This window comes from Ornithinibacillus jepli (genome assembly GCF_047228935.1).
GTDB lineage: Bacteria > Bacillota > Bacilli > Bacillales > Amphibacillaceae > Ornithinibacillus.
Map to the genome: position 1 here is coordinate 171,358 of NZ_JBFEGG010000001.1, position 22,393 is coordinate 193,750.

At 34.5% G+C, this 22,393-nt stretch carries 17 protein-coding genes and 1 pseudogene; 6 read left to right on the forward strand and 12 right to left on the reverse strand.

Annotated features, from left to right (window positions below; translation table 11 throughout):
* Positions 1 to 4: 4 nt before the first annotated feature.
* The gene (locus AB1K81_RS00830) at positions 5 to 877 is read left to right on the forward strand and encodes an alpha/beta hydrolase (RefSeq protein ID WP_412974755.1); all 873 of its coding nucleotides are present in this window, start codon (positions 5 to 7) and stop codon (positions 875 to 877) included.
* Between the two features lie 114 nt (positions 878 to 991).
* Here AB1K81_RS00830 and AB1K81_RS00835 read toward each other — a convergent pair whose 3' ends face one another.
* The 3 genes from AB1K81_RS00835 to AB1K81_RS00845 all read right to left on the reverse strand — a co-directional run bounded on the left by AB1K81_RS00835 (position 992) and on the right by AB1K81_RS00845 (position 4,256).
* On the reverse strand, positions 992 to 2,692 hold the full coding sequence (locus AB1K81_RS00835; RefSeq protein ID WP_412974756.1) for a methyl-accepting chemotaxis protein: 1,701 nt from the start codon (positions 2,690 to 2,692) through the stop codon (positions 992 to 994).
* 315 nt (positions 2,693 to 3,007) lie between these two features.
* Complete coding sequence (locus AB1K81_RS00840; RefSeq protein ID WP_412974757.1) at positions 3,008 to 3,787, reverse strand: ABC transporter substrate-binding protein; 780 nt, start codon at positions 3,785 to 3,787, stop codon at positions 3,008 to 3,010.
* A 97-nt stretch (positions 3,788 to 3,884) separates the two neighbouring features.
* Positions 3,885 to 4,256, reverse strand: coding sequence for a VOC family protein (locus AB1K81_RS00845; RefSeq protein ID WP_412974758.1), 372 nt, complete (start codon positions 4,254 to 4,256; stop codon positions 3,885 to 3,887).
* A gap of 145 nt (positions 4,257 to 4,401) precedes the next feature.
* Here AB1K81_RS00845 and AB1K81_RS00850 point away from each other — a divergent pair, with 145 nt between their 5' ends.
* Complete coding sequence (locus AB1K81_RS00850) at positions 4,402 to 5,250, forward strand: DNA adenine methylase (protein ID WP_412974759.1); 849 nt, start codon at positions 4,402 to 4,404, stop codon at positions 5,248 to 5,250.
* 200 nt (positions 5,251 to 5,450) lie between these two features.
* Here AB1K81_RS00850 and AB1K81_RS00855 read toward each other — a convergent pair whose 3' ends face one another.
* The 5 genes from AB1K81_RS00855 to AB1K81_RS00875 are packed head-to-tail and all read right to left on the reverse strand — an operon-like array spanning position 5,451 to position 13,446.
* Entirely contained in the window at positions 5,451 to 5,927 is a 477-nt protein-coding gene (locus tag AB1K81_RS00855; protein ID WP_412974760.1) for a hypothetical protein, read from the reverse strand.
* Entirely contained in the window at positions 5,924 to 7,996 is a 2,073-nt protein-coding gene (locus AB1K81_RS00860) for an AAA family ATPase (RefSeq protein WP_412974761.1), read from the reverse strand. The genes AB1K81_RS00855 and AB1K81_RS00860 overlap by 4 nt, the downstream gene beginning before the upstream one ends.
* The gene (locus AB1K81_RS00865) at positions 7,993 to 8,166 is read right to left on the reverse strand and encodes a hypothetical protein (RefSeq protein WP_412974762.1); all 174 of its coding nucleotides are present in this window, start codon (positions 8,164 to 8,166) and stop codon (positions 7,993 to 7,995) included. Before AB1K81_RS00865 ends, AB1K81_RS00860 begins: the two co-directional genes overlap by 4 nt.
* A complete protein-coding gene (locus tag AB1K81_RS00870) occupies positions 8,147 to 10,267 on the reverse strand; it encodes a DEAD/DEAH box helicase family protein (RefSeq protein ID WP_412974763.1) in 2,121 nt (706 codons plus the stop codon). Before AB1K81_RS00870 ends, AB1K81_RS00865 begins: the two co-directional genes overlap by 20 nt.
* Complete coding sequence (locus AB1K81_RS00875; RefSeq protein ID WP_412974764.1) at positions 10,267 to 13,446, reverse strand: sigma factor-like helix-turn-helix DNA-binding protein; 3,180 nt, start codon at positions 13,444 to 13,446, stop codon at positions 10,267 to 10,269. Before AB1K81_RS00875 ends, AB1K81_RS00870 begins: the two co-directional genes overlap by 1 nt.
* Before the next feature lie 153 nt (positions 13,447 to 13,599).
* Here AB1K81_RS00875 and AB1K81_RS00880 point away from each other — a divergent pair.
* Positions 13,600 to 14,220: pseudogene (locus tag AB1K81_RS00880) on the forward strand (DnaB-like helicase C-terminal domain-containing protein).
* A gap of 146 nt (positions 14,221 to 14,366) precedes the next feature.
* Here AB1K81_RS00880 and arr read toward each other — a convergent pair.
* From arr to AB1K81_RS00895, 3 genes are all read right to left on the reverse strand, one after another.
* Complete coding sequence (arr, locus tag AB1K81_RS00885) at positions 14,367 to 14,783, reverse strand: NAD(+)--rifampin ADP-ribosyltransferase (RefSeq protein WP_412974765.1); 417 nt, start codon at positions 14,781 to 14,783, stop codon at positions 14,367 to 14,369.
* Positions 14,784 to 14,935: 152 nt separating this feature from the next.
* A complete protein-coding gene (locus AB1K81_RS00890; protein ID WP_412974766.1) occupies positions 14,936 to 17,197 on the reverse strand; it encodes an ATP-dependent DNA helicase in 2,262 nt (753 codons plus the stop codon).
* A 180-nt stretch (positions 17,198 to 17,377) separates the two neighbouring features.
* Complete coding sequence (locus AB1K81_RS00895) at positions 17,378 to 18,502, reverse strand: CAP domain-containing protein (protein ID WP_412974767.1); 1,125 nt, start codon at positions 18,500 to 18,502, stop codon at positions 17,378 to 17,380.
* Between the two features lie 342 nt (positions 18,503 to 18,844).
* Between AB1K81_RS00895 and AB1K81_RS00900 the strand changes: the two genes are divergently transcribed.
* The 3 genes from AB1K81_RS00900 (at position 18,845) to AB1K81_RS00910 (ending at position 21,665) form a co-directional block, all read left to right on the forward strand.
* On the forward strand, positions 18,845 to 19,333 hold the full coding sequence (locus tag AB1K81_RS00900) for a PH domain-containing protein (protein WP_412974768.1): 489 nt from the start codon (positions 18,845 to 18,847) through the stop codon (positions 19,331 to 19,333).
* Complete coding sequence (locus AB1K81_RS00905; RefSeq protein ID WP_412974769.1) at positions 19,333 to 20,820, forward strand: PH domain-containing protein; 1,488 nt, start codon at positions 19,333 to 19,335, stop codon at positions 20,818 to 20,820. The genes AB1K81_RS00900 and AB1K81_RS00905 overlap by 1 nt, the downstream gene beginning before the upstream one ends.
* A gap of 92 nt (positions 20,821 to 20,912) precedes the next feature.
* A complete protein-coding gene (locus AB1K81_RS00910) occupies positions 20,913 to 21,665 on the forward strand; it encodes an AAA family ATPase (protein ID WP_412974770.1) in 753 nt (250 codons plus the stop codon).
* Between the two features lie 170 nt (positions 21,666 to 21,835).
* Here the strand turns inward: AB1K81_RS00910 and AB1K81_RS00915 are convergent, their stop codons facing one another.
* Positions 21,836 to 22,297, reverse strand: coding sequence for a hypothetical protein (locus tag AB1K81_RS00915; RefSeq protein ID WP_412974771.1), 462 nt, complete (start codon positions 22,295 to 22,297; stop codon positions 21,836 to 21,838).
* Positions 22,298 to 22,393 lie beyond the last annotated feature (96 nt).

Sequence of the window (22,393 nt, forward strand, 5' to 3'; positions counted from 1 at the left end):
AGCGATGATGGAAGAGTTCAAATTAACTGCTAAAGACGGGCTAGAATTATCCGTTGCACTATTTAAAGCAAAGGAAACAAAGGCACTTGTTCAAATGATACATGGTGCAAATGAACATAAAGAGAGGTATTATGATTTCGCAGAGTTTCTAGCTGATCACGGCCTTACAGTTATAATTGCAGATACTAGAGGGCACGGTGCTTCCATTAATGAGTATTATCCATTGGGATATATGAATGGTGTGAATGAGATACTAGAGGACCAACTAATTATTACGAGTTATGTGAAAGCGAGATTTCCTAAGAGGAATTTGCATTTATTCGGGCATTCTTTAGGATCTATATTTGCTAGATGTTACCTCCAGGAGCATGATGACGAAATCGATAAGCTTGTATTAAGTGGCACGGCTAATTATGTACAAGGGGTGAATCTTGCCATTATGGTTGCTAAAGTCATTACCTTTTTCTCAGGCAAGCATAGTTACAGCAAGATTCTCAGTAATATTGGGGAAAGCAGTCGTGATGAGTCCTGGCTAAGTGCTAATAAGGAAAATATAAAAAATTATCTTCAGGACCCATTATGTAATTACGAGTACCAAAACAATGCTTCACTAACCGTATTTAATGCAGATAGACAATTACATAGTTTTCGTAAATTTAAATGCAAGAATCCAGAACTGAAGATTCTTAGTGTGGTTGGCGCAGAAGATCCGGTTACGGGAGGAGAAAGTGGCTTGAAGGATTCATTGGATTCATTGCGGAGAGTAGGCTATAAGCATATTACGAGTAAGGTGTATCCAGGTATGAAGCATGAGGTGTTGAATGAGGTGGAGCGTGAGGTTGTTTATTGGGATGTTTTGGGGTTTTTGGTGGGGTGATTAGTAATTCTAAGCTTATCTTAAAGTACAAAGAAGTAATCACACAACAAGGGCGCAACTACTTCTTTTTATGTGTATCTATATATCAAACGGACTCTTTTCAGATGTTTAGTTTTACAATTTAAAGGTATTAACAGCCGCTAGTAATTCTTCTGCCATGTTGGAAAGTACGTTTGCTGCCGCGCTAATTTCTTGCATGGTTGCATTTTGTTCTTCAGCAGATGCCGCAACATTTTGTGTATAACCAGCAGCGTCCTGAGCGATTTGTGCTGTACCATTAATAGAGGTTACCATGGAAACCGTGCTTTCACTGATTTGCTGAATTGCAAAAGTCACCTCTTCGATTTGTTTAGATACTACTGAAATAGCTTCTTGAATTTCTTCAAAAGATTTACCTGCTTGTAGCACATAATCTCTTCCAACTTCTACTACTTTTTGACCTTCACCCATCGATTGAACAGATTTCATAATATCTGTTTGAATGTTTTTAATCATTTCACTAATTTGATTAGAAGAATTTCCGGACTGCTCGGCCAGCTTCCGAACCTCGTCAGCTACAACAGCAAAACCTTTTCCATGTTCACCTGCTCTAGCAGCCTCAATTGCAGCATTTAAAGCTAAAAGGTTTGTTTGTTCCGCAACATCAGTAATTAACGAAACAATCTCTCCAATTTTTTCCGATTTATTTCCTAGTTGCTTCACAATTACAGCAGTTGAATTTGTTTTGTCTTGAATTGCATTCATTTGGTTTACGGTGTTATCAATAACTTCTGCGCCTTGTTGGGCTTTGTCAGAAGTTGTAATAGAAGATTGATTAACCGATTGGATATTCCCTCTAATTAGTTCAATGCCTGTAGAAATTTCGTTTGCAAGGTTACTTGCATCATTTGCACTTTCTACTTGCTTCTCAGAACCTGCCGCTACCTCTTGAATAGATTCAGCTATTTGGGTTGTAGCTTTACTAGTTTCTTCAGAGCTTGCTGTTAACTGTTCAGATGATGCTGCTACCTGGTTAGACGTATCAGCTACATTATGAAGTAATCCTTTTAGATTTTCCTTCATATGATTAAAGCTAGTAGTTAATTGTCCAATTTCATCCTCAACATGATCTGTTATATCCGAAGTGAAATCTCCCTGACCAGCTAACTCTAGAGCCCCTGTCACTTTAGATAAACGTTTTTTCAAACGATTAGTAAACCAAATTACTGTTCCTAATGCTAGGACAATGACAACAGCAAGAACGATAAAGAATTTTTGTAACGTACTAGCTATTGTTTCATCAATAAATGCTTGCGAAGCTCCAACATACCACATTCCAATTACTTCATTATTGCTATTATATATTGGTTGGTAAGCAGTTTGGTATTCTTGCCCTACAACTGTCGCTGTGCCAGTGTATATATCCTCATTATGGATAACTTTTTCTATTACTTCTTCAGAAGCTACTGTACCTACTGCTCGATTTCCTTCATTCATTACATTCGTAGTTACCCGAGTATCATTCATAAATATAGTGACAGTACCGTTAATCATTTCTCCAATACTATCCACAATCTCTTCGTTGTCGTTTATTTCTGTTGTGCCTTTATATAAAGAGTTTCCTTGAATTTTCCATTCACCAGGGTACTGAACATCCAAGTAGTTATATCCTAATTCTAAGTCTGATAATGCCTTTGCTCGTGCAGATTCTTCTATAGCAGATCTAATTTGACCTTGAACCACAAACGCTAGAATAATTGAAAATGCTAGTAATATGGATATAACTAATAGATTTAGTTTTGTTCCGAATCGTAATTTATTAAAGTGATTTTTCATGTTATGTGTCCCTTCAGGATTAATTGAAATCAAAAGCACCGGTGCATTTTTAGCGTAAATATATGTAAATCGTACCTCCTTATTATTAGGTAAAATAAAAAAAGCCACTATTACAGGCGTTTTAAAAGTAATCTATGTTTGAGAGAATGAATCCGATATCAGGTTCTTTGTCTGTACACAATAGAAGTAGTTTTATTTTACTATATGATTATTAATAATTCTATATAAATTTAGAAAGGTAGAGATACTTCAGAATGTTCTTTGTTGATAAGAAGTAATCCCTATTAATAAGTAGGAGTCACTTCTTATCGTTTATTATATTTTATGAAGTAGTTCTTCAAAGTAACGTGCGGATTTTATCATTTTAGACCCATACCAAAACATCTCACCATCAACAATGACTGGCAATACATCAGGTAACATAGCTTGAAATTCTCCTAGATGCTTTTCACGAAATGGATACGGTTCTGTGGCTAATAAGATGTAATCAAGCTCTACCTTGCGAAAATCTTCCTCGGTCACCACTGGATATCTGCCCTCCATTGTTGTGAATGGATTGATAAAGCCCATTTCCTCAAGGAGCGATTGGATGTATGTCTCTTTCCCAACGACCATGTATGGCTTCTTCCAAATTACATATGCTGCCCGTTTGCCATTCATTTTTGGTAGATTTAGGAATTCACGTTGGATACTTTCTACTAGTTTGGCAGATTCCGATTCTCGCTCGGTTAATCTCCCAACGTCCGTAATCATCCGGTAAACATCCGCAATCTTCTTCACTTCAAACACAAAGACAGGGAAGTGCTGTTCTAGCGTTTCTACGATTTCCTTCGTATTTTCTTCCTTTTCAGCGATGATGAGATCAGGTTTTAGCTCATGGATTCGGTCGAGTTTGATTTCTTTAGTTCCACCAATGTTAGTTGCTTGTTTTACTTTGTCTTTTGGGTGAATGCAGAATCTTGTTCGTCCAACGATTTTATCTTCTAGTCCAAGGTGGTACATGGTTTCGGTGATGGCGGGGACGAGGGAGATGATTCGGCTTGGTAGATGTGGTAAGGTGAGTGTTCTACCAAGATGATCTTGTATGGTTTGCATCGTTAACCTCCTTATTTCAAAAGAATATCTTACTATTAGTCTTGCAGAGAAAAAGAGCCTTTCAACTTTTAAAAAAGAAAGTGAGAGGCTCTTTACGTTATCTGTGTTGATCTACAAGTATTGGATTTCCGTCTGGATCTAGGATTGTAAAATGCCCTGGACCTTCTGTGGACTCATCAGCTTCTTGAATGAAATTAATTCCTTTAGCTTTCAGTTCCTCCTGAAGGTCTCTAACGTCTGTGAAAGAATCTAGATTCTCTGCGTTTTGGTTCCAACCAGGGTTGAAGGTAAGCATGTTCTTTTCAAACATACCTTGGAATAGTCCAATTACGGTTGTTCCATTTTTCAATATTAGCCAGTTTTGATTAATGTCTCCGCCTAATGTCTCGAATCCAAGTGCTTCGTAGAATTCCTTGGATTTGTGGATGTCTTTGACGTTAAGGCTGATGGAGAATGCGCCTAGGTTCATGGGTGGGCCTCCTTATTAATTATGCAATTATGAGTTGTGACCTTAGAGGAAGATTTAATTATCTTATGTAATCATCTTTCATTATTTTATGTTAATAGATATAATATATAATAATAAAAGAATAGCAGCAAGGAGATTTAATAACATGATACAACCATTTCTTAAATGGGCTGGTGGAAAAAGAAGATTGATTCCAAAAATTGAAGAATTTGTCCCGAATTTAGAAAAAATCCGATATTTTGAGCCTTTTCTAGGGGCAGGTGCACTATTTTTCCATTTTCAACCTAATAGAGCAACTGTTAATGATATTAACGGAGAATTAATTAATGTATATAGATTCCTACAAGACAATGAAAAGATAGATGACTTACTAGACTTATTAACAAAGCATAAAGAAAAACATAGTGCTGATCATTATAAAAAAGTACGTGATTTAGATAGGAAAGAAGAATTTGAAACCCTTCTTCCAGTAGAAAAAGCCGCTCGTTTTATATATTTAAATAAAACATGTTTTAACGGTATATATAGAGTCAATAGTAAAGGACAATTTAATGTCCCTATGGGTAAGTACAAGGATCCTGACATAGTTAATAAAGATGTATTATTATCAGTACATAGATATTTAAAGGAAAATAAGAATACTATTGAGTTTAAAAATGGAAACTTTGTAGAAGCAGTTAATGAATCAAAAAAAGGGGACTTTATATATTTTGATCCACCCTATAATCCAATAAATAAAACGTCTTCGTTTACTGGCTATGCTCAGGATGGTTTTGGAGAAGAAAAACAAAGAGAGTTAGGGGAACTATTTAAGGATCTTGATGATAGAGGTAGGAAAGTTCTATTGAGCAATTCAAATACTGAATTAATAAGAGAGTTATATAGGGACTTTGAAATAGTTGAAATTCCGGTATCAAGAGCTATCAGTTCTAAAGCAACTGGAAGATGGAAAACCAATGAAATTCTCGTGATTGGTAAACATATTTTTAAATAGGAGAGTTATATAAGATAAAGTTAATAAATATTAAACAAGTGGCCAAGTGAATATTTTATAGCGAATAAACCGCATGAAATCATAAATAAAATTCTTGATTTCACGCGGATTTATTTTACTAAAGCTTTTATTTGAATAAATTAGTATTTTAGTCTCTTACTTTTTAGTTTATTTCTATAGTACAGCAGACTCTGAATATATTAGTCAAAAGGATTACTTTCTTCTTTTAAACTATCAACGTAATGAATAATGGCTTTTAATAAGTCAGCTTTTTCATTATAAACGATAGAAAGTGTCCCATCCTCTTGTTCTTTTATATATGGTTTGAGAAGTTCCTCTATTAGAATTTCCATACCATGATCTGCATATAGTTCTGCAATACGATAGACATCCTCTACATTATCTAGTATCGATAGGTTTTTCTCCTTAGTTGATTTTATTGCAATTGCTTTAAGAACTGTATCCTGGTGTTCATCTAAAGTTCCTGACCATAGTAACATTTCTGTGTTTTTTAATTCGTTACTCTTCATTCCAAAGTTGAATCCAATTGTACAACAAAGTGTGAATAAATCTTTGTTCTCCTTGAATATTCGAGGGCTGGAAGGCTTATCGGTTCTTAATTCTCTATAAATATCAATATACTTTTTCCTGACATAAACACGGTGACCTAAACTCATTTTGATTTATTCCTTTCTTTAGCTTTTATCATTGGCAAGTCATAAGGTGCCATTTCCTCAATCCTTGTAACTCCTTCAGAAATTGCATCTAGTAGATAGAATTTACCCCACTTACCAGTCTCCATTAAGTACTTCGCTTCTTCATCTTCTTTAAATTCACTACCAGTTACAAGAAGTACCCATTGTGGAGTGATAGTTGGAATATGGCTTACCAGGTTATATCGATGATCGGGTGACAGACGACCGAATGGAGTATCCATAAACAATGGTATTTCTAAAATAGATGTTCCACCAGCAACTGCGGCTAGAGCAGTAATAAAAGATAGTGAAATGATCTGCCGTTGACCAGCAGATATATTTGCAAGGAATGGACGACCACTCCAATCTAACACATCCAATGTATAGTTATCCTTAACTATAATTTTCTTGAGGTTAGTCGAACCCCCTTCATCGATAAGGTGTTTGAAAATTTCATTAGCTTTGGCTTCTAATTCAACTTTAATTTCCTGCTCAAAGCTTTTGATAATCTCATTTAAAGCACCTAAACTTTTATCAACAATTTCTAATTGACGTGTAATTTGGGATTGTAGTTCATTTTCAACTCTGAGACTTTTTTGCTTCTTCTCTAAACTTTCTTTTTTCTTTAAGGCATCAATAAGATCTTCCTCATATCTTTCTATTTGCTCTTTTGCTCTTATTATATCCGCTATTAATGAATCGCGATATTGGAAATCATTAACCATTTCTTCTTCAGAAACTTCACCAATATCTTTCTTTAATCGCTCATAATCATTTGTATAAATCTCAAGTTGTTCTTCAATTTGAGCGGCATTCGATAGACTTTGGGAAATCGAATCTGAAGAATATATTATTTTACTAGTTGTAGTTTTAAAATCACCAAATAACTTCATTGCATGTTTTTCATACACTTGTGTATTTGACTTCTGCTTCCAATCTAATAGGCTTTCATATTCTTTCGAATCGATATTTATCTCTCGTCCACAGATACAACTCATTTCATTTAATAGTCTATCAATTAGTTCTGTTTTAATTTCAGAGGGAACTTCTCCGCGGATTCTTTGACCTTCTATATCTGCAATTAACTCTGCAACTAGGTCTTTTGCTAAGAGTATACTCAATGAAGAGGTTAATTCCACCATTTGCTGATTGTTATTCTTCTTTTCTTCATTTAATTTATCTATAGCTTTTTCTATCTCAAGAATTCTGTTTAAAGTAGGTCGCTGTTCTTCAAGTTTCTTTAACTTACGATCAATTATATCTTTTTGATTTTCTGCAATTTCCAAATCTCTTTCTTTAATTTCAATCAAGGATTGGATGTCAGAGATCCTTTCACTTACTTCCTCTAGTTGTTGGAGATTTCTATGCATTTCTCCAGTAGATATTTTTTTTAACTCACTATTTAAATCTTTTTTATTTTCTTCTAATGCTTGTTTTAATAAGAATAAATTATCTATTTTAAGAAGATTTTTGATTCCAATTCTAATGTTCTCTTTTTGTTTCTTTGAAGCTTTAGTCAATGATTCAATACGTTCCCCATCAAATAGAAAGTAATTTTTGACTCTTTCATCTAAGATGGAGTTTATAATCTCTCTAATCTCATCAAGTTTAGTATCATCCAAGTATTCAGTATTCCCATTATTTTTAATGATTGTGAATTTTACTGAAGGCAAATCTTCATGTATTTCACCCTTTTCGTCTTTGATAGCATTAAAATACCGGCTTATCTCATACTTTTCATCATTATGAGTAAATTCAATTGTAACCCCAACCTCGATACCGCTGTTTTGAACTGCGGCTTCATCAATTGCTCTTAAATTAGCCAAATAAATTATCGAATCTTTATTATCTTCATATTCATCTTGCTCCAAGTAACGGTCACCGTAGAATCCAAACAACATAGAACGGTAAAGTGTAGTTTTACCTCGTCCATTTTCTCCATAGACTACTGTTACATTTTGGGATTCGTCATCCTCTGAACCGGAGAAGCTAATGGATTGCTCCCCATAATACTGTTTAAAGTTCTTCATTGTAATCTTTACTAATCTCATTTTATCCCCTCCTTTGCCATTCTTTCAATGTCTCGAGCTATACGATTCTTTACTCTAGTTAATTGTGCTCTATCAGTATAATTAATCCCCTTTTTAAGGATACTTTGTACCTCTTCGTCATAGTTTTCTAGTTTATTTAATATTTTTTCATTAATGTTCATATTTTCCATCATCTCCACTTCCTTTCTCAATCTGCATCATTTTATATGCATCCCACGGCTTTAAATCAATAATATTTCGTAAATTATAAGCACCTAGAATAGGTAGAATTACCTCTCTAGCTTCAAACTTATTCAAGGCTCCTTCTGCAAATTCAGCAAATCTTGGAATTTCACGTTTGAGTAACCCTGCACCAGCATCCTCGCCCCAATTTGAAGTTGGGGGAACTGCATAGAAATCATAGATAATTGCTTCCTTTTTCCCACGATACTTTCTTAAAATTCTTCCTCGACGTTGTACAAACTCTCGTGGATTAGTTGTACTTGATAGAAAATAAGCTTCTCTTGTGGCAGGGATATTTACGCCTTCGTCTAAACATTTCATAGCAACAAGAACTTGAATATCACCATTTGCAAATTGTTCAAGAAGTTCCATTTTCTTTTGATTGGAAACAGTATAAATAAATTCATGAGCCCTGATTCCAAGATTTGCTAGCATCTTTACTACTTCGCTGGTTTTTCCAATTGGACTATATACAAGGGTATGTTGAATGTTCTTTAACCCCTTATATTCAATTTTTTTCATAAGTAGTTCACGCAGTAATGCCATTTTATTTTCTGCATTATTTACTATTCTGGAGCGTTGAATTAATAATTGCTGTACCTTATCCTTTTTTTCAGATGGCGATAAATCCTTATCATTTTGAGTGTTAATAATTTTTTTCGTGAAAGATTGAAATTCTTCATACTCCGAATCAGTCATTGAAACTGATTGGGGATAAAATCTGTATGGTGTTAGAAATCCTTTTTCTACAGCTAGAGTTATTGGAAACTCAATCACTGTTTTATCAAAGTATTTTCTTAATATACTACTTCCATCTTCATCAAACCAGCGATCCGGTGTTGCAGAAAGGCCAATTCTATATTTAAAATGCGGGTGAAGTAGCTTACTTAGCTTTTTTGCACCTAAATAGTGTGATTCATCAGCGATATATAAAATTGGAGCTTTTATTTTTTCCATTATTCTTAAAAATTCTTCTGATGAACCTGTATCATGTGTAGTTATAATGCAAAGGTTAGAGCGTAAACCTTTATTAATGTCATATATCTTAGTTCGAAGTTGAGAAATCCATGTAGAGGTAGTACTTTTACGTAATAGCGGACTAAACCCAAACATTCGAACCTCTTCTTCCCATTGTTCAACTAAATGATTAAAAGGAACAGTTATTAACAATACACTTGACCTTTGATTATTAGCAAATTCGGACGCTGCAGCAAGGGAAGTAATCGTTTTTCCTGTTCCCGTAGCCATTTCAAATAAACCTTTACAATCATTTTCAAACCAATTATTAATAGCTAGAGATTGAAAATCATGTAATTTTATATGGTCAGGTAATTTAAATTGTAGTTTCATTTTATTAAAACTTAACTTATATGGTCTAGGTTTGTTTTCTTTTAAACGAACAATATCAACTTGTATTGCTGTTGGAAGATCGTATACATGATAAAAGTTAGATGATTGTAAAAATGACTGATTGAATCTAGTTTCGTGGCCTTCAACAAATCCTTCATGCCCGGGAATCCACGATCGAAATACTGATACACCTTCACCGTTGTAACTTGCTTTCTCAGAATCATTTAATGATCCATGTAGGGCAACTTTATCCCCATTTTCATCTTCAAAGATTGCAAATTTATCATGAAAATCACCAAGGTTATTTTTAGGAATAGCTATTTTTACTTCAAGGAGTTCATCCGCTATTAACCAAGCAAGTAATGTGAGCTTAGAACTATTCAAACTAGTTTTCATATCTTCAACTTGTTTAGTCAGGGATTTATAAAGAATTTCGTTTTTTTTAGCTTCATTCCCAATTTTAAATGCATCCCAATCTCTCTCACTTAAATGGGGAGAAGTAACTAATATTATTTTTCCTTTTACCTCAGCCATCTTTAATAACCCTTCTATACACATTTCTAACCAGGAAGAGGTAAAATACCCAACGCCTCTCTTATATGAAATTGAATGAGAAAGAAGTGGATTAAATAAATCATCAAATATATTTCCATTAGCATTATCGTAAATATAATTTAAATCTATTGAACGAAAAGCCATTATCTCACCATCAATTCTTTTAAGATTACTTCGTCATTAACAAGTTTATAATCTAATTCTTTTTCATTAGATGATAAGTAATAACTAGGGATAGATGAATGACCACATAAATCAATTGAATACAAGTATTTTTGTAGGTCACTTAATTTTACAAAGCCATCAAATTTATTCTTTAACAGGTATGAAATATAGTCTTGTTCATTCTTAATATTGAAACTGTTATTTTTAGCAAGAATTCCAGACTTTTTAACACCTAATAGAATATAATTATTTGTATGCTGCAAAATTGACACAAGAAGGTTATGATTCCATTCAAATAACGGATTAATGTCCGGGAATTGTTCTATTAAACTATCATTAGCTATTATATCCCTTTCAATATGAATAAAAGGTTTATCTATTTGTTTTATTAGAAATCCATCTAAAATTTCAATAAGTTTTTTTTCTTTTTCCTTATTCCATTCAACTAGTTGAATATGTGCGAACTCTTCAGGAAAAACTTCAAAAATTTCATCTTTACTTTTATTAAAAGCCATATAGTAGGTTGACATACCCCAGCCACGTTCTTTAACAAATTCTTCGTATAATTCATCACGTAGAAAACAATCTTCATTTTCCAAAAAAAAGGTTTTAAATTGGCCAACTACTGATAATTGCTCAGTTGTATATTTACCTACCGGATGAATGTGTGGATACCGGAAAAAGTCAAATTTATCAGGATAAAACTTTTCAAGAAGATGATAGAGTATTCTGCTGTCTCTAATATTCATTTGTAATAAGGACGATTTTCTTTCTTCAAAGATAGTTTCAATAGAATAACTATTTTGAAGCTGATTTATTTTTTGCATTGCATATAAATAAATACTTTCTAAATCTTCTTTTTCTATGTTTAGATTGTCGATGTGCACGTATCCATCTGAAGTTTTTAATAAACATTCTGATGCTGCAAGGTTCTGTTCATACATAGTTTTCTTCCAACCAAGTTTATCAACAAAATGGTTTATTAGTTCCATATTAGTTACATAACCATTACAATCAATAACATAATTTTCAATTATCCTTCTTCTTTCCATTCGCTCATAACCTTTCATAACTAGAGTCGGAGAACGGCTATAATTAAAAGTATCTGGATAATAAATTTTTAGAAGTGAAAATAGAGCATGCTCCGTGTCAATTTCTAATTGTTTTAGTTCATTTTGAAATTGTTTGAACGCTGCATTAGTATTAATTTGTATATTGTCTTCTGAGAGTTTGGATAGGAACCATTCTTTTATTGGATAGAGTGATTCCGCATTAATTTCTGGATTAATGGCAGAAATATGTTTAAAATATCCAACTTTCCATAAAACTATAGCATTCTCATCTCTTAAAAGGTTTGCTATTATCGATCTAGGAGAGTCGTTTTTAAATTCATTAGGGTAGTATTCTAATAGTTTCTTTATAAAATGATCTTTCTTTTTATAAACTTCCAATCCATCAGCAAATTCTTCCTTGAATACAATTTGACACATTCTAGCTTTTGACAATTTTCGTTTATAGATATAATGGTCTAATTGATTAGAGGGTTCAAATAGCTTCCCTATTACTTCGTTAGTAAGATCTTTAATTTTTCCTTCATCATTTTTATCCATCGGAAAATAGCTTAGTATATACTTCCCTATTTCATCGCGTGTAAAAAGGTGGTTCTCTTCAAATGAATTTTCAAAATCCGCTTTAAATTGATTAAAAGTTTCTAGGAACGTTTCTCTTCCATTGGTAGTTAAATAATTACCATAGATATTAAATGGTAGTGAATAAACATTGATAAAGTTAATAAAAGTTTCTATACTCTGCTGGTCTACCCCATTAAATTGATCTTTTATATTGATGAAAGGATACATACTAATTTCTTTTTTTAGATATGTAAAATATAAATTGTAGCGTTGAAACATTTTATCAAGATTTTTAATTGTAATTTGTCTAATTCTTTCCCTGGTTAGTTCAAATTTTTCTCCTACTTCTTCTAATGTATTACCACCAATTCTATAGAGAATTATTTCCCAATCCCTTTCATTAATAAAGTCAGGTTTGTCTTTGTAGGTGATTCTTTTTAGTGAATTGAAAAAAAGTTCCTCTAAAATACTAAATGGTAGACAATTAAAGAGATTTGTGCTTAATTTTCGACTTTCACTTTTTTTAAAGCCAAAACCACGTAAAAACGCTTCAATATCATATGGGAGTTCACCGATGATCTTAAGATTATTTTTAATAAATAAATCATACAAGGTATTATCTAGTTGTTCTTGTTTAATTGGTTCGTTAATTATTTCTGGTGGTACTGGAATATGTTCACCATAATAATTAAAACCAAATTTTTGTGCGATGGTGTTAAACTCTTTTAGTTTTTTTACTGTTAAAGAATCTATTGTCTCAAAATGATAGCCACTTAATGAATTAATAAACTTTTCAACAGCTCGATGTGAAACATATGGAATATCTAGTAAAAATGTCATATCAGTTGGTAAATCACTCACCACTTTAAAACCTCTCTTAATGAGGGCATTAAGTACTTTTGAAGGTGGAATTGTTCCACTTATTAGAGAAATATTCCCATTCTCAAAAGGTACTTTATAGGTAATATTTCCTATAGAAAAAAACAAATCTTTTATTGTTGACTTATTTTTTTCTTCGTTGTTTAATAGAATATTAAAGTTATAGTCACTAGTTACAGATTGGGATTTCAATACTAAAAATCCCTCTTTTTCAAAGAAGCTTCTTATACTTATTGGGTTCATGTGCTTATTTAAGATGTGGTGCACTGGTACAAGGTGTAGGTCGTATTTTTCATATATTCCATATGATTGTAATTGTAATTTTAGAAAAGCATATTTAAAATCGTAATCTAAAGTACAATTGCTATTGAAGTTTTTTAGAACTAGTGTGAACTCATCTATATTATTGTGGTTTGGAAAAGTATAACGGGAAAGTTTTCCTTTAAACTTAAATCCTTGGAAGGACAAGTATTTGATTATAGTCCAAAAACTATCTAATTCTTGTTTATAAACCTTTTTTAATTCATCTTCATTAATGTCACCGTAAGTTTGCCAACTATATCTATCTTTTAGTGCAGAAAGTATGTTTTCTTTGTGATTAGGCAATACCTTATCCTTTAAGTGCGGAGGTATAACAAAACTCGACATCCTATCACCTCTATACATTTTTATTTTACTTCGATCATAACAAAAGAATAAATAAAATAAAAGATCAATATTTTGTAAAATTTTCCTTTGGATTAATTCTTTAGAAGTACTTTCCTAACATTTCCCCTTAGTGAACTTGAAAATTTTATTCATATTAGATTTTTTAGCTTGGAAATGGGAACGAAAAGTTTGTTGCAGCGGATGATCTCCTGCCAAGGGATGATTAATGGCCAAAAGTGGAGGAGTATGACATTCTCTGAAGAAGATTACGAGAGAGCTCTATGTGCGATTGGTGAAATATCTAAATGGCATTTGGAGATTCGCGCTCAAAAACGTACCGTTACGGAAATCCGCTACGCGATACGAAAGGCAGTAAATGACAATCCGGATAGTAAGCATCTTGTCGTTATTGATTGTTTACAGCTTATATCGCCTGTAGTGAGGCGAGGACGTCGTGATTTAGAAGTTGGAGAGATTACGAGAGAATTAAAGCTACTCGCAATGGATCTGGATATTCCGATTGTATTATTATCTCAATTATCGAGAGGGATGGAGTCCAGATAGGATAAGCGGCCGATGATGTCAGACCTAAGGGAATCTGGCAATATTGAACAGGATGCAGATTTGATTGCTTTCTTGTATCGGGATAATTATTATAACCGAAAGTCGGAGGAGGGGGACAAGCTTGAGGTGATAATTGGTAAGCAGCGAAATGGTCCAACTGGGACGGTGGAGATGTTGTATCAGCGGGAATATGGTCGGTTTGTCGGGTAAGTTATGGCAAGTTTTTTATTGATGTCTTGTTTGGTCTAAGCAAAATTATATAAAAGGAAATGGCTTGGCCAGCATATAAAAGTCGAACCCAAAAAACAATTATACAATTGTTTTTTAGGTTCTTAAATCATTACGCTATAGATTAATTAATCATATATGACATCCTTACCTTGTTCACGTAACTGTTTTAACGATGTTTGCATTTGATTTATCTCTTCATCCGTATGTCTTTCCCAAGAACCTAATTCCGCCACAATTTTCAAAGGAGATTTAGATCTGTAAGATCGTGTTGGGTTCCCTGGAAATCTTTTGTCTGTCACGTTTGGATCGTTTTCGAAATCACCTAATGGTTCCACAATATAGATTCTTTCCTTTGACTGAGATCTTGCTAATTCAGCACCCCATTTAGCAGCATTTAATGTTGCTGTAAAATAGATATAGTTCGATTTCTTATCTTGATAATTGGATAGGTGTTGAGGTTCTAATAAATCTCCAATTTTTAGTTCTGCTTTCGTACCGTGGAAAAAAGGTCCAGGATCTAAAACATCTTTTTTGTCATTCATATGCATACACCTCTTCTATTTAGATTTGTGTATAACAGTATATTATAGGAACTACCAAAAGAGTAGTCTATAAATGTATGATAAATCGTAGTATAATGTAAGTAGGGAGGGTATATGGAACGAAGATTACCTGTGACTATTGATTAACCTTATCACTCCACTACTCTATAATGCTGCCACTCCCAAGGTAATAACCCCTGATATTTCCTCTCCAAAAACCGATCATCCACCAACGCAATCACCCCAGTGTCAGAATCCGAACGAATCAGTCGCCCTCCAGCTTGCAGTACTTTATTCATTCCAGGATAAACATACGCATAATCAAAGCCGTTCCTTCCAACCGATTGGAAATAGTCGTTCATAATATTCCGCTCCAAACCAATCTGTGGCATGCCAACCCCTACTACGATAACACCCTGCAACCTGTCACCTTTTAAGTCCACACCCTCAGAAAAAATCCCACCAAGTACAGCAAAACCTACCAATCTATCGGAACGTTCTGACTCAAACGCAGCTAAAAAATCTTCCCGTTCTACTTCCGACATCCCTACATCTTGCATAATCGTACTCATGTCTGGATAATATTCGGTAAATAGCTCATACGCATTTCGCATATATTGATAGGAAGGGAAGAAGATGAAGAAATTTCCAACCTTCCTGTCCAACACATCCTTGAAAAAGTGTACCATTGGCTCCAATGTCTTTACTCTATCCCGATACCTCGTCGATAACGGTTGGATGATGACCTCGGCATTTTCTCTTGCAAAAGGTGATGGAATGGAGATAACATAATCATCAGCTTGTCCGCCAAGTAGGTCTTTATAATAATCAGCAGGTGTTAACGTTGCGGAAAAGAACACTCTTGCCCGAAATCCTTTTCCCATCTTAAGAATTTGCTCGGATGGGTCAAGGCAAAATAACTTCAGCTTCACCTCACTCTTATGAACCTCAACATACGTGACAAACTGTTCATTGAATAGCTTAGCGATCTTCACAAAGGTTTGAGCGGCAAAATACGTATCTAGTAACAAATCATGATCATTCCGTACTAGCTCAATCTCTGCCTCCATGATGAATGTTTCTAGTAATTCTACTAGTTCTTCATCTAGTTCCTTACTTATATACTCCTCAGACTTCTTAATCTGTAATAAGTGTTCATTAACTGCTTTAGCAGCTTTAGCTGTAGCACTATTATTAAACTCTCTCTTCAGCTGTAAAAAGCTAGATTTATAAATTTCAGCAGAGTACATTTCTCTAGCACGATCTACTAAGTTATGTGCCTCATCTACTAGTATGGCAGTTTTCTTTTTCTGATCCTCTATTAAACGTTTCAATGATACTCTAGGATCAAAAATATAATTGTAGTCACAAATGACTGCATCCACGGCATAAGCAAGTTCAATGGAAAACTCAAAAGGACAAACCCGATGCTTTCTGGCGTACACCTCGACAATGCCTCGATTCATCATTTTTTCATTTTCCAAGATGTCAATAATCGCACCGTTAATTCGGTCATAGAAACCATTTGCAAATGGACAATCTACACTAGTACAAATCGTTTTCTCTTGAAAGCAAATTTTATCTTTAGCAGTTATCGTCAGAACATGCATATCTAAGCCGTTTTCAATCAAAAGTCGAAATGCTTCTTCGGCAGCTGTTCGGGTAATCGTTTTTGCTGTTAAATAAAACATCTTCTCCAGTTTTCCTTCACCGATTGCTTTAACAGTTGGGAAGATAGTCGATATCGTTTTACCAATTCCAGTAGATGCCCTAGCGAATAATGTCTTTTTATCAGCAATGGATTTATATACTGCACCAGCCAATTTTCGTTGACCTTCACGATAGGTATCAAATGGAAATTCCAGTGCTATACTGGATTCATTTCGCTTTACCTTATGCGTTAGCTTCACTTTTAAAAACGAAGCATATTCTTCGATTACTTTATAAACAAAGGATTCCATTTCCTCATATGACATGACACGCTGAAATTTCTTTTGCTCCTCTGTTTTTACTTGTACATAAGTAAGCTGAATGGTCACCTCTGATAAATCATGGTCTAACGCATAAATATAACCGTAAAAAATAGCCTGTGCCCAGTGTACAGGATGGGTATCCGCCTGAACTTCCTCCAACGAATGTACAGTGGACTTTATCTCATCAATGGTGATAGAGTCTCCATCTTTAAGTAATCCATCACAACGTCCATCCACTCGAACAACGAAGTCTTCATATGGAATCTCTACTTCCACAAAAACTTCTTTTTCATCTTGTTCTCGATAGCCTTTTTGGATTAATTGGTGGATTCTCGTTCCTTCTGTCATGGTAGAAGATGTACGAAAACCTGATTCAATACTGCCACTTCGATACACGTATTCAACTAAGTTTCTAACTGAGATTTTCACAACGTTTGTCATCATATCACCTAAAATAGTTTGTTACTCCTAGTCTAACAGTTAATGATGGAGAGGGACAGAGGGACAGGTGCTGTGTCCCAGCTAAAAACGGTCATTATTAATAAATATAGCATTACTAGTATAGTAAGCCTTCTATGATTAAGTTTAACTGGGTCATGGTTCCTGTCCCCTAGTCCCACCTTACTTAATCAAAAAATTCTCCGTATAAAATGGTTGATTAGCCGAATTAAATGCAACCCCAACTGCTAAGAATTCATACTCAACTTTTAAAATGTTCTCCCTATGTCCAAGTGAATTCATTAGACCTTCATGAGCAAAAATACTACTTGGTTGACCTGTTGCTAGATTTTCTCCAGCCCCGCGGAATGAAATGGCATCCTCAGCCATCCGATCAAAGGGAGATTGACCTTCTAGATTTTCATGGCTAAAATAATTGTTCTTCGCCATGTCTGCACTATGGTTGCGGGCAGTTTTTCGTAAAGGCTCTTCCCAGGTAAGGACAGATAGCCCATGGTTTACTCTTGCAGCATTGGTTAGGTCAAATAATTGATATTCTAATCCTTGCATTAATTCAGGACTTGGGTCCGCAAAGTATGCAGCCTTCTGTTTTTCGAGATCTGCACTAATTATTTGAATAGCAGTCACAGTATTATTTTCATGGATATCATAAAAAATCGTGACATAGTTGTTATCGATTAAAAAGGTGTTGTATTCTTCTGTGTCTTGAATTTGGTAAAGGATCCTCCCCTTACGAATGGCTTGAATTGGATCATCAAGTGTAGACAACACTTCTTCTCTAGTACTATCAAAGGTTATTCCAACTGTAGACGTTAATAAGTCTTGATTCGAATATAGTCCAGCAACCTGGTCCTGTTCATCATAAGCTACCATAAGAAAATGATGATAATCTTCATGATAGGTAGACCACTCAACACCGTATTCATTTAATGTTGAACGCTTTGGCTCGCCAATTTGTTTTTCTACATCCGAACGCTTGTCGCCAATTTCAATATTATAGAGAGAAAATGACTGTTTCGTTGGTTGATATAAATTTGGTGCTTCTGGTGCAGGTGCTTTTGATGTATCATTTTGTTTGTTGCTGAACCGATTCCACAGCAATTCTATTTCTTGTTTAATAGTATCGAGTGTTAAGGAAACTCTAGGACTTTCAACTATTTCCTTTATATCACTTTTTATCTCGTTATACGTCCCAAAGAATCCAGATTCCTGTAAATCCTCTCCGTAAAAATGCCAAAGTACACCTAACAATAGCAAAAGATAGAGAATACTTCTTATTTTCGGCATTCGTATCATCCTAACTTTTTTGTAGCTTTCTAGATTATTCGTAATAACAGTATGAACAAATGGGTGGTTAGATAGTAGTTTTTTATTAAATATCGTACAAAAAGTTTGCAATTAGATAGAATGGAGTTATTACTACGAAGTCCTATGGATGGAGCTTAGCTAATGTAGCGCTAAAAACATCTATTAAAGGTATTGAATGGAAGTAATAGTTAACCGATGTTTATAAGGAAGAACACTATATTTATAAATTTTTTGTTGAAACCATTTCATGAATGAATTCGTATAGTAACTAAAACTGGGACAACTCACCTGTCCCGATGTTCCAAAAGGAGGTCACTTCATATGAGTGATAGAAAGCTTGTACATACTTTATCGCCTTCTTTTCCGAAAATACGCATGATTTCTGACACGATTACTAATCTAGTCGGACTTGTGGTAGTAGGAATATTATTTTGGTTAAATTATCTGTTTGCTTGGCCGGTGTGGGCTTTATGGATTTTGATTGCATTACTAGTGTTTACGGTAGTCGGTATAATATGGTCCTTAATTGAACCTATCTACCTTTACCGAAGTTGGAGTTATCAATATGATGAAGAGTATCTCCAATTAAGTTATGGAGTGTTTAAGACACAGTGGGTAACTGTTCCGATGACAAAGATTCAATCTGTTTCTACTGTACAAGGCCCCATTATGAAACGCTACCATACCCGTTCTATAAAAGTAGAAACAATGGGCTCTTCTCACGTTATTCCGGCTATAGATGAAAAGATTGCGCTAGAATTAAGGGAGAGACTAATAGAATATGCAAAGTTGAAGGAAGTGGATGAATAATGAGATATCATCCACTGACGATAGCATTTCGTATCTACCAACTCATAAAAAATAGCTTTTTCTTCATTATTTTATTATTTGTGTTAAGAAAGGATTCCGACTTTTGGTTGTTTGAATATGGTAGATATGCATTTATCGTAATTGTTGTATTGCAATTAGCTCATATCGTTCTTGCTTGGTTTATGGAGAAGCATGAATGGCAGGAGCGTACATTTCACATACACAAGGGTGTTTTTGTAAAACATACGAATATGATTCCATTTTCAAAGATTCAAAATGTGACGAGAAAAACAACGTTATTTCATAAGCTACTAGGTGTTACTTCTGTGACATTTGAGACAGCAATGGATGGTGAGGATGATTCTATTCATTTTCAGGTATTGAAAAAGGATCATGCTAACTTTTTAATAGAGCTAGTACAATCTGGTAAGCTGAAAAATGAGGCTATTAGTGGAAGTGCAATGGAAGAGGAAGAAATAATAGAAGCGTCGGTACCAAAGCCGAATCGTACAGTTCATTTTAAGCCAGAACGAAAGGACTTATGGAAGGCGAGTTTTACTTCACTGAGCTTTCTAGCGATTATTCCGATTGTGTTTGGCGCATTAGATTATTTGCGTCCTGTATTGCCAGAAGAAGATGAAGTGGAGGGGATTTTTCTCACTTTACTAGCAACTAAATGGCTGATTGCTATCATCGTAGTCTTGATAGTATTGATTGCGGTCGGGTTTGGAGTTGCTAGAACCTTTATCCGATATGGAAAGTATGAGATTGCATCGGATGCGTCGCATATCTATATTGAACGTGGTGTATTGGATGAAAGTCAATTTGCTATTGAGAAAAGGAAGATTCAAGGTTTAGAGATGACCCAAACATGGATCAAGAGACTATTTGGCTTGGCAGAAGTGAAGTTAATTAGTTCCTCTAATCCTAATCAAGAAGGCTCAGTAAACGTGAATTCTCTCTATCCATTCTTACCTGTAAATAAGGCGTTTCGCTTAATAGAAGAATTACTCCCTATCTATCAATTGGACGTGGAGTTGAAACGGCTTCCGCGTAAGTCTTTATGGGTAAAGTTATTAAGGCCAAGCTGGATATGGATCATTGCAACAATAGCCTTAATCTATTTTAAACCAGACCTTTTTCAAATTGAACAAACATGGTGGATTGCGATTATTGGACTGTTTGTTTTGATTGTCATTCATAGGGTGCTGGATTATATACATACCAAATATGCAGTTACTGAAGATCAGGTTCAGTGGTGGCATGGAGGATTTACAAGTCGGATGTTCATAACAAAAAGGAAAAATGTCATAGAGATGGCTTATTCTCAAACAAGGTTACAAAGGGCATTTGATGTAGCGTCCATCACGACAATTAATCGTTCAGTTCCTTCTCATTTCGAAACAATCCAAGATATTCCATTAGAATATGCGGATGCTATGAAAGAATGGTATCTTGCGCGTCAGCAAGATGTGCAAATAAAGTAGTCAATAGGACTATCGAAAGAGTAAATCGACAATATTCTTATATTTCCGAGGAAATAATTTATGAAAAAGTAAGTAGCAAAGGAGAAAAGTCCATGCTATTAGACAGAGATACACAATACTTAAAGAGTATTGATTTAAAACGAGATAATATGGATTCCTTGGATAAGTTCCCGCTTAATTTACCGGTAATCCGATATTTTGAAAAGATTAATTTTCACCCGAATGTAACCTATATCGTTGGGGAAAATGGGATGGGGAAATCCACCTTATTAGAAGCGATAGCGGTTGGCTTAGGATTTAATCCAGAAGGTGGAACGTTGAACTTTAATTTTTCGAGTTATGATTCTCATTCCAATTTACATGACTATTTACGGATAGCAAGAGGTGGTTTCCGACCGAAGAATAGCTTTTTCTTTCGGGCGGAATCCTTTTACAATTTAGCAACGAATATTGAGGAGTTGGATAAGCAAGCATTTGGGGGCAGAATTATCGATTCTTATGGAGGAAAATCCCTTCATCAACAGTCCCATGGGGAATCTTTTTTTGCAGCGTTCATTCATCGATTTGGCGAGAATGGACTATATATTTTGGATGAACCAGAAGCAGCCTTGTCTCCATTAAGACAAATGTCTATGCTTTCTCGAATACATGAGCTTGTAAATGAGGAGTGTCAGTTTATTATTGCGACGCATTCCCCGATTATTATGGCCTATCCAAATGCAAAAATTATTCAGCTGACTGAAGAAGGAATGGATGAGCTGGAATTGGAAGAAACTACTCATTATAAGACAATGAAGAGCTTTTTTGAGGATAAGGAAAGGTTATTGCATCATTTATTGGGATGAGAGACATTTTCCTTTTTATATCTTGCTCTGTTAAGGTTTAATGTTGATATTAGTTATAAAAATGGAACTTCGACTAAATGGAAAGTTCCATTTTTATAATATTTGCTTGTTAAACTAACGTCCCCGATAACGCATCAAGAACTGAGAATCTATTAGTTGCTTTTTGGGAGTTATTTTCTTAATAGTTGTATTAGCTGCAAGCCATCGGAGGGCATACCGTTATATGCAGCCATCCAACCAGGATATCTTATTGGAATTATTGTTACAATAAATTGAATTAAATTATAAGTAGCCGACCAACTGAACAACTGACGTATTTCGCTCTGTATATCTAATGATGTTATTAGTCCAAATATAAATGCAAGAAATAACGACATCAAAGGTCCCCCAGCAAGTGCTACAACTCTCTGGTGTTTATCTAAACTCTCTCCCCAATAAGCATAACCTACGAATGACCATTGAATATGAAAGTGAAACCTTCCAAATTTAAAGTTTTCTATATTATCCTCACTAAATGGACCTAAATAAATATGTATATCAGCTTTTGACGTAGAAAGGGCACCAATGCCATGACCTATTTCATGTAATAAGACAAAGATGGGTACAACCAAAATAAAAAACAAAAAAATCACTAGTTAATTCTCCTCCTTCATTTTAATCTAGGTAAGAATTCCCCCATTATTTAGCCCGATTTCTGAATAAAAGCAAGCAAAATATCCAGCGATCCT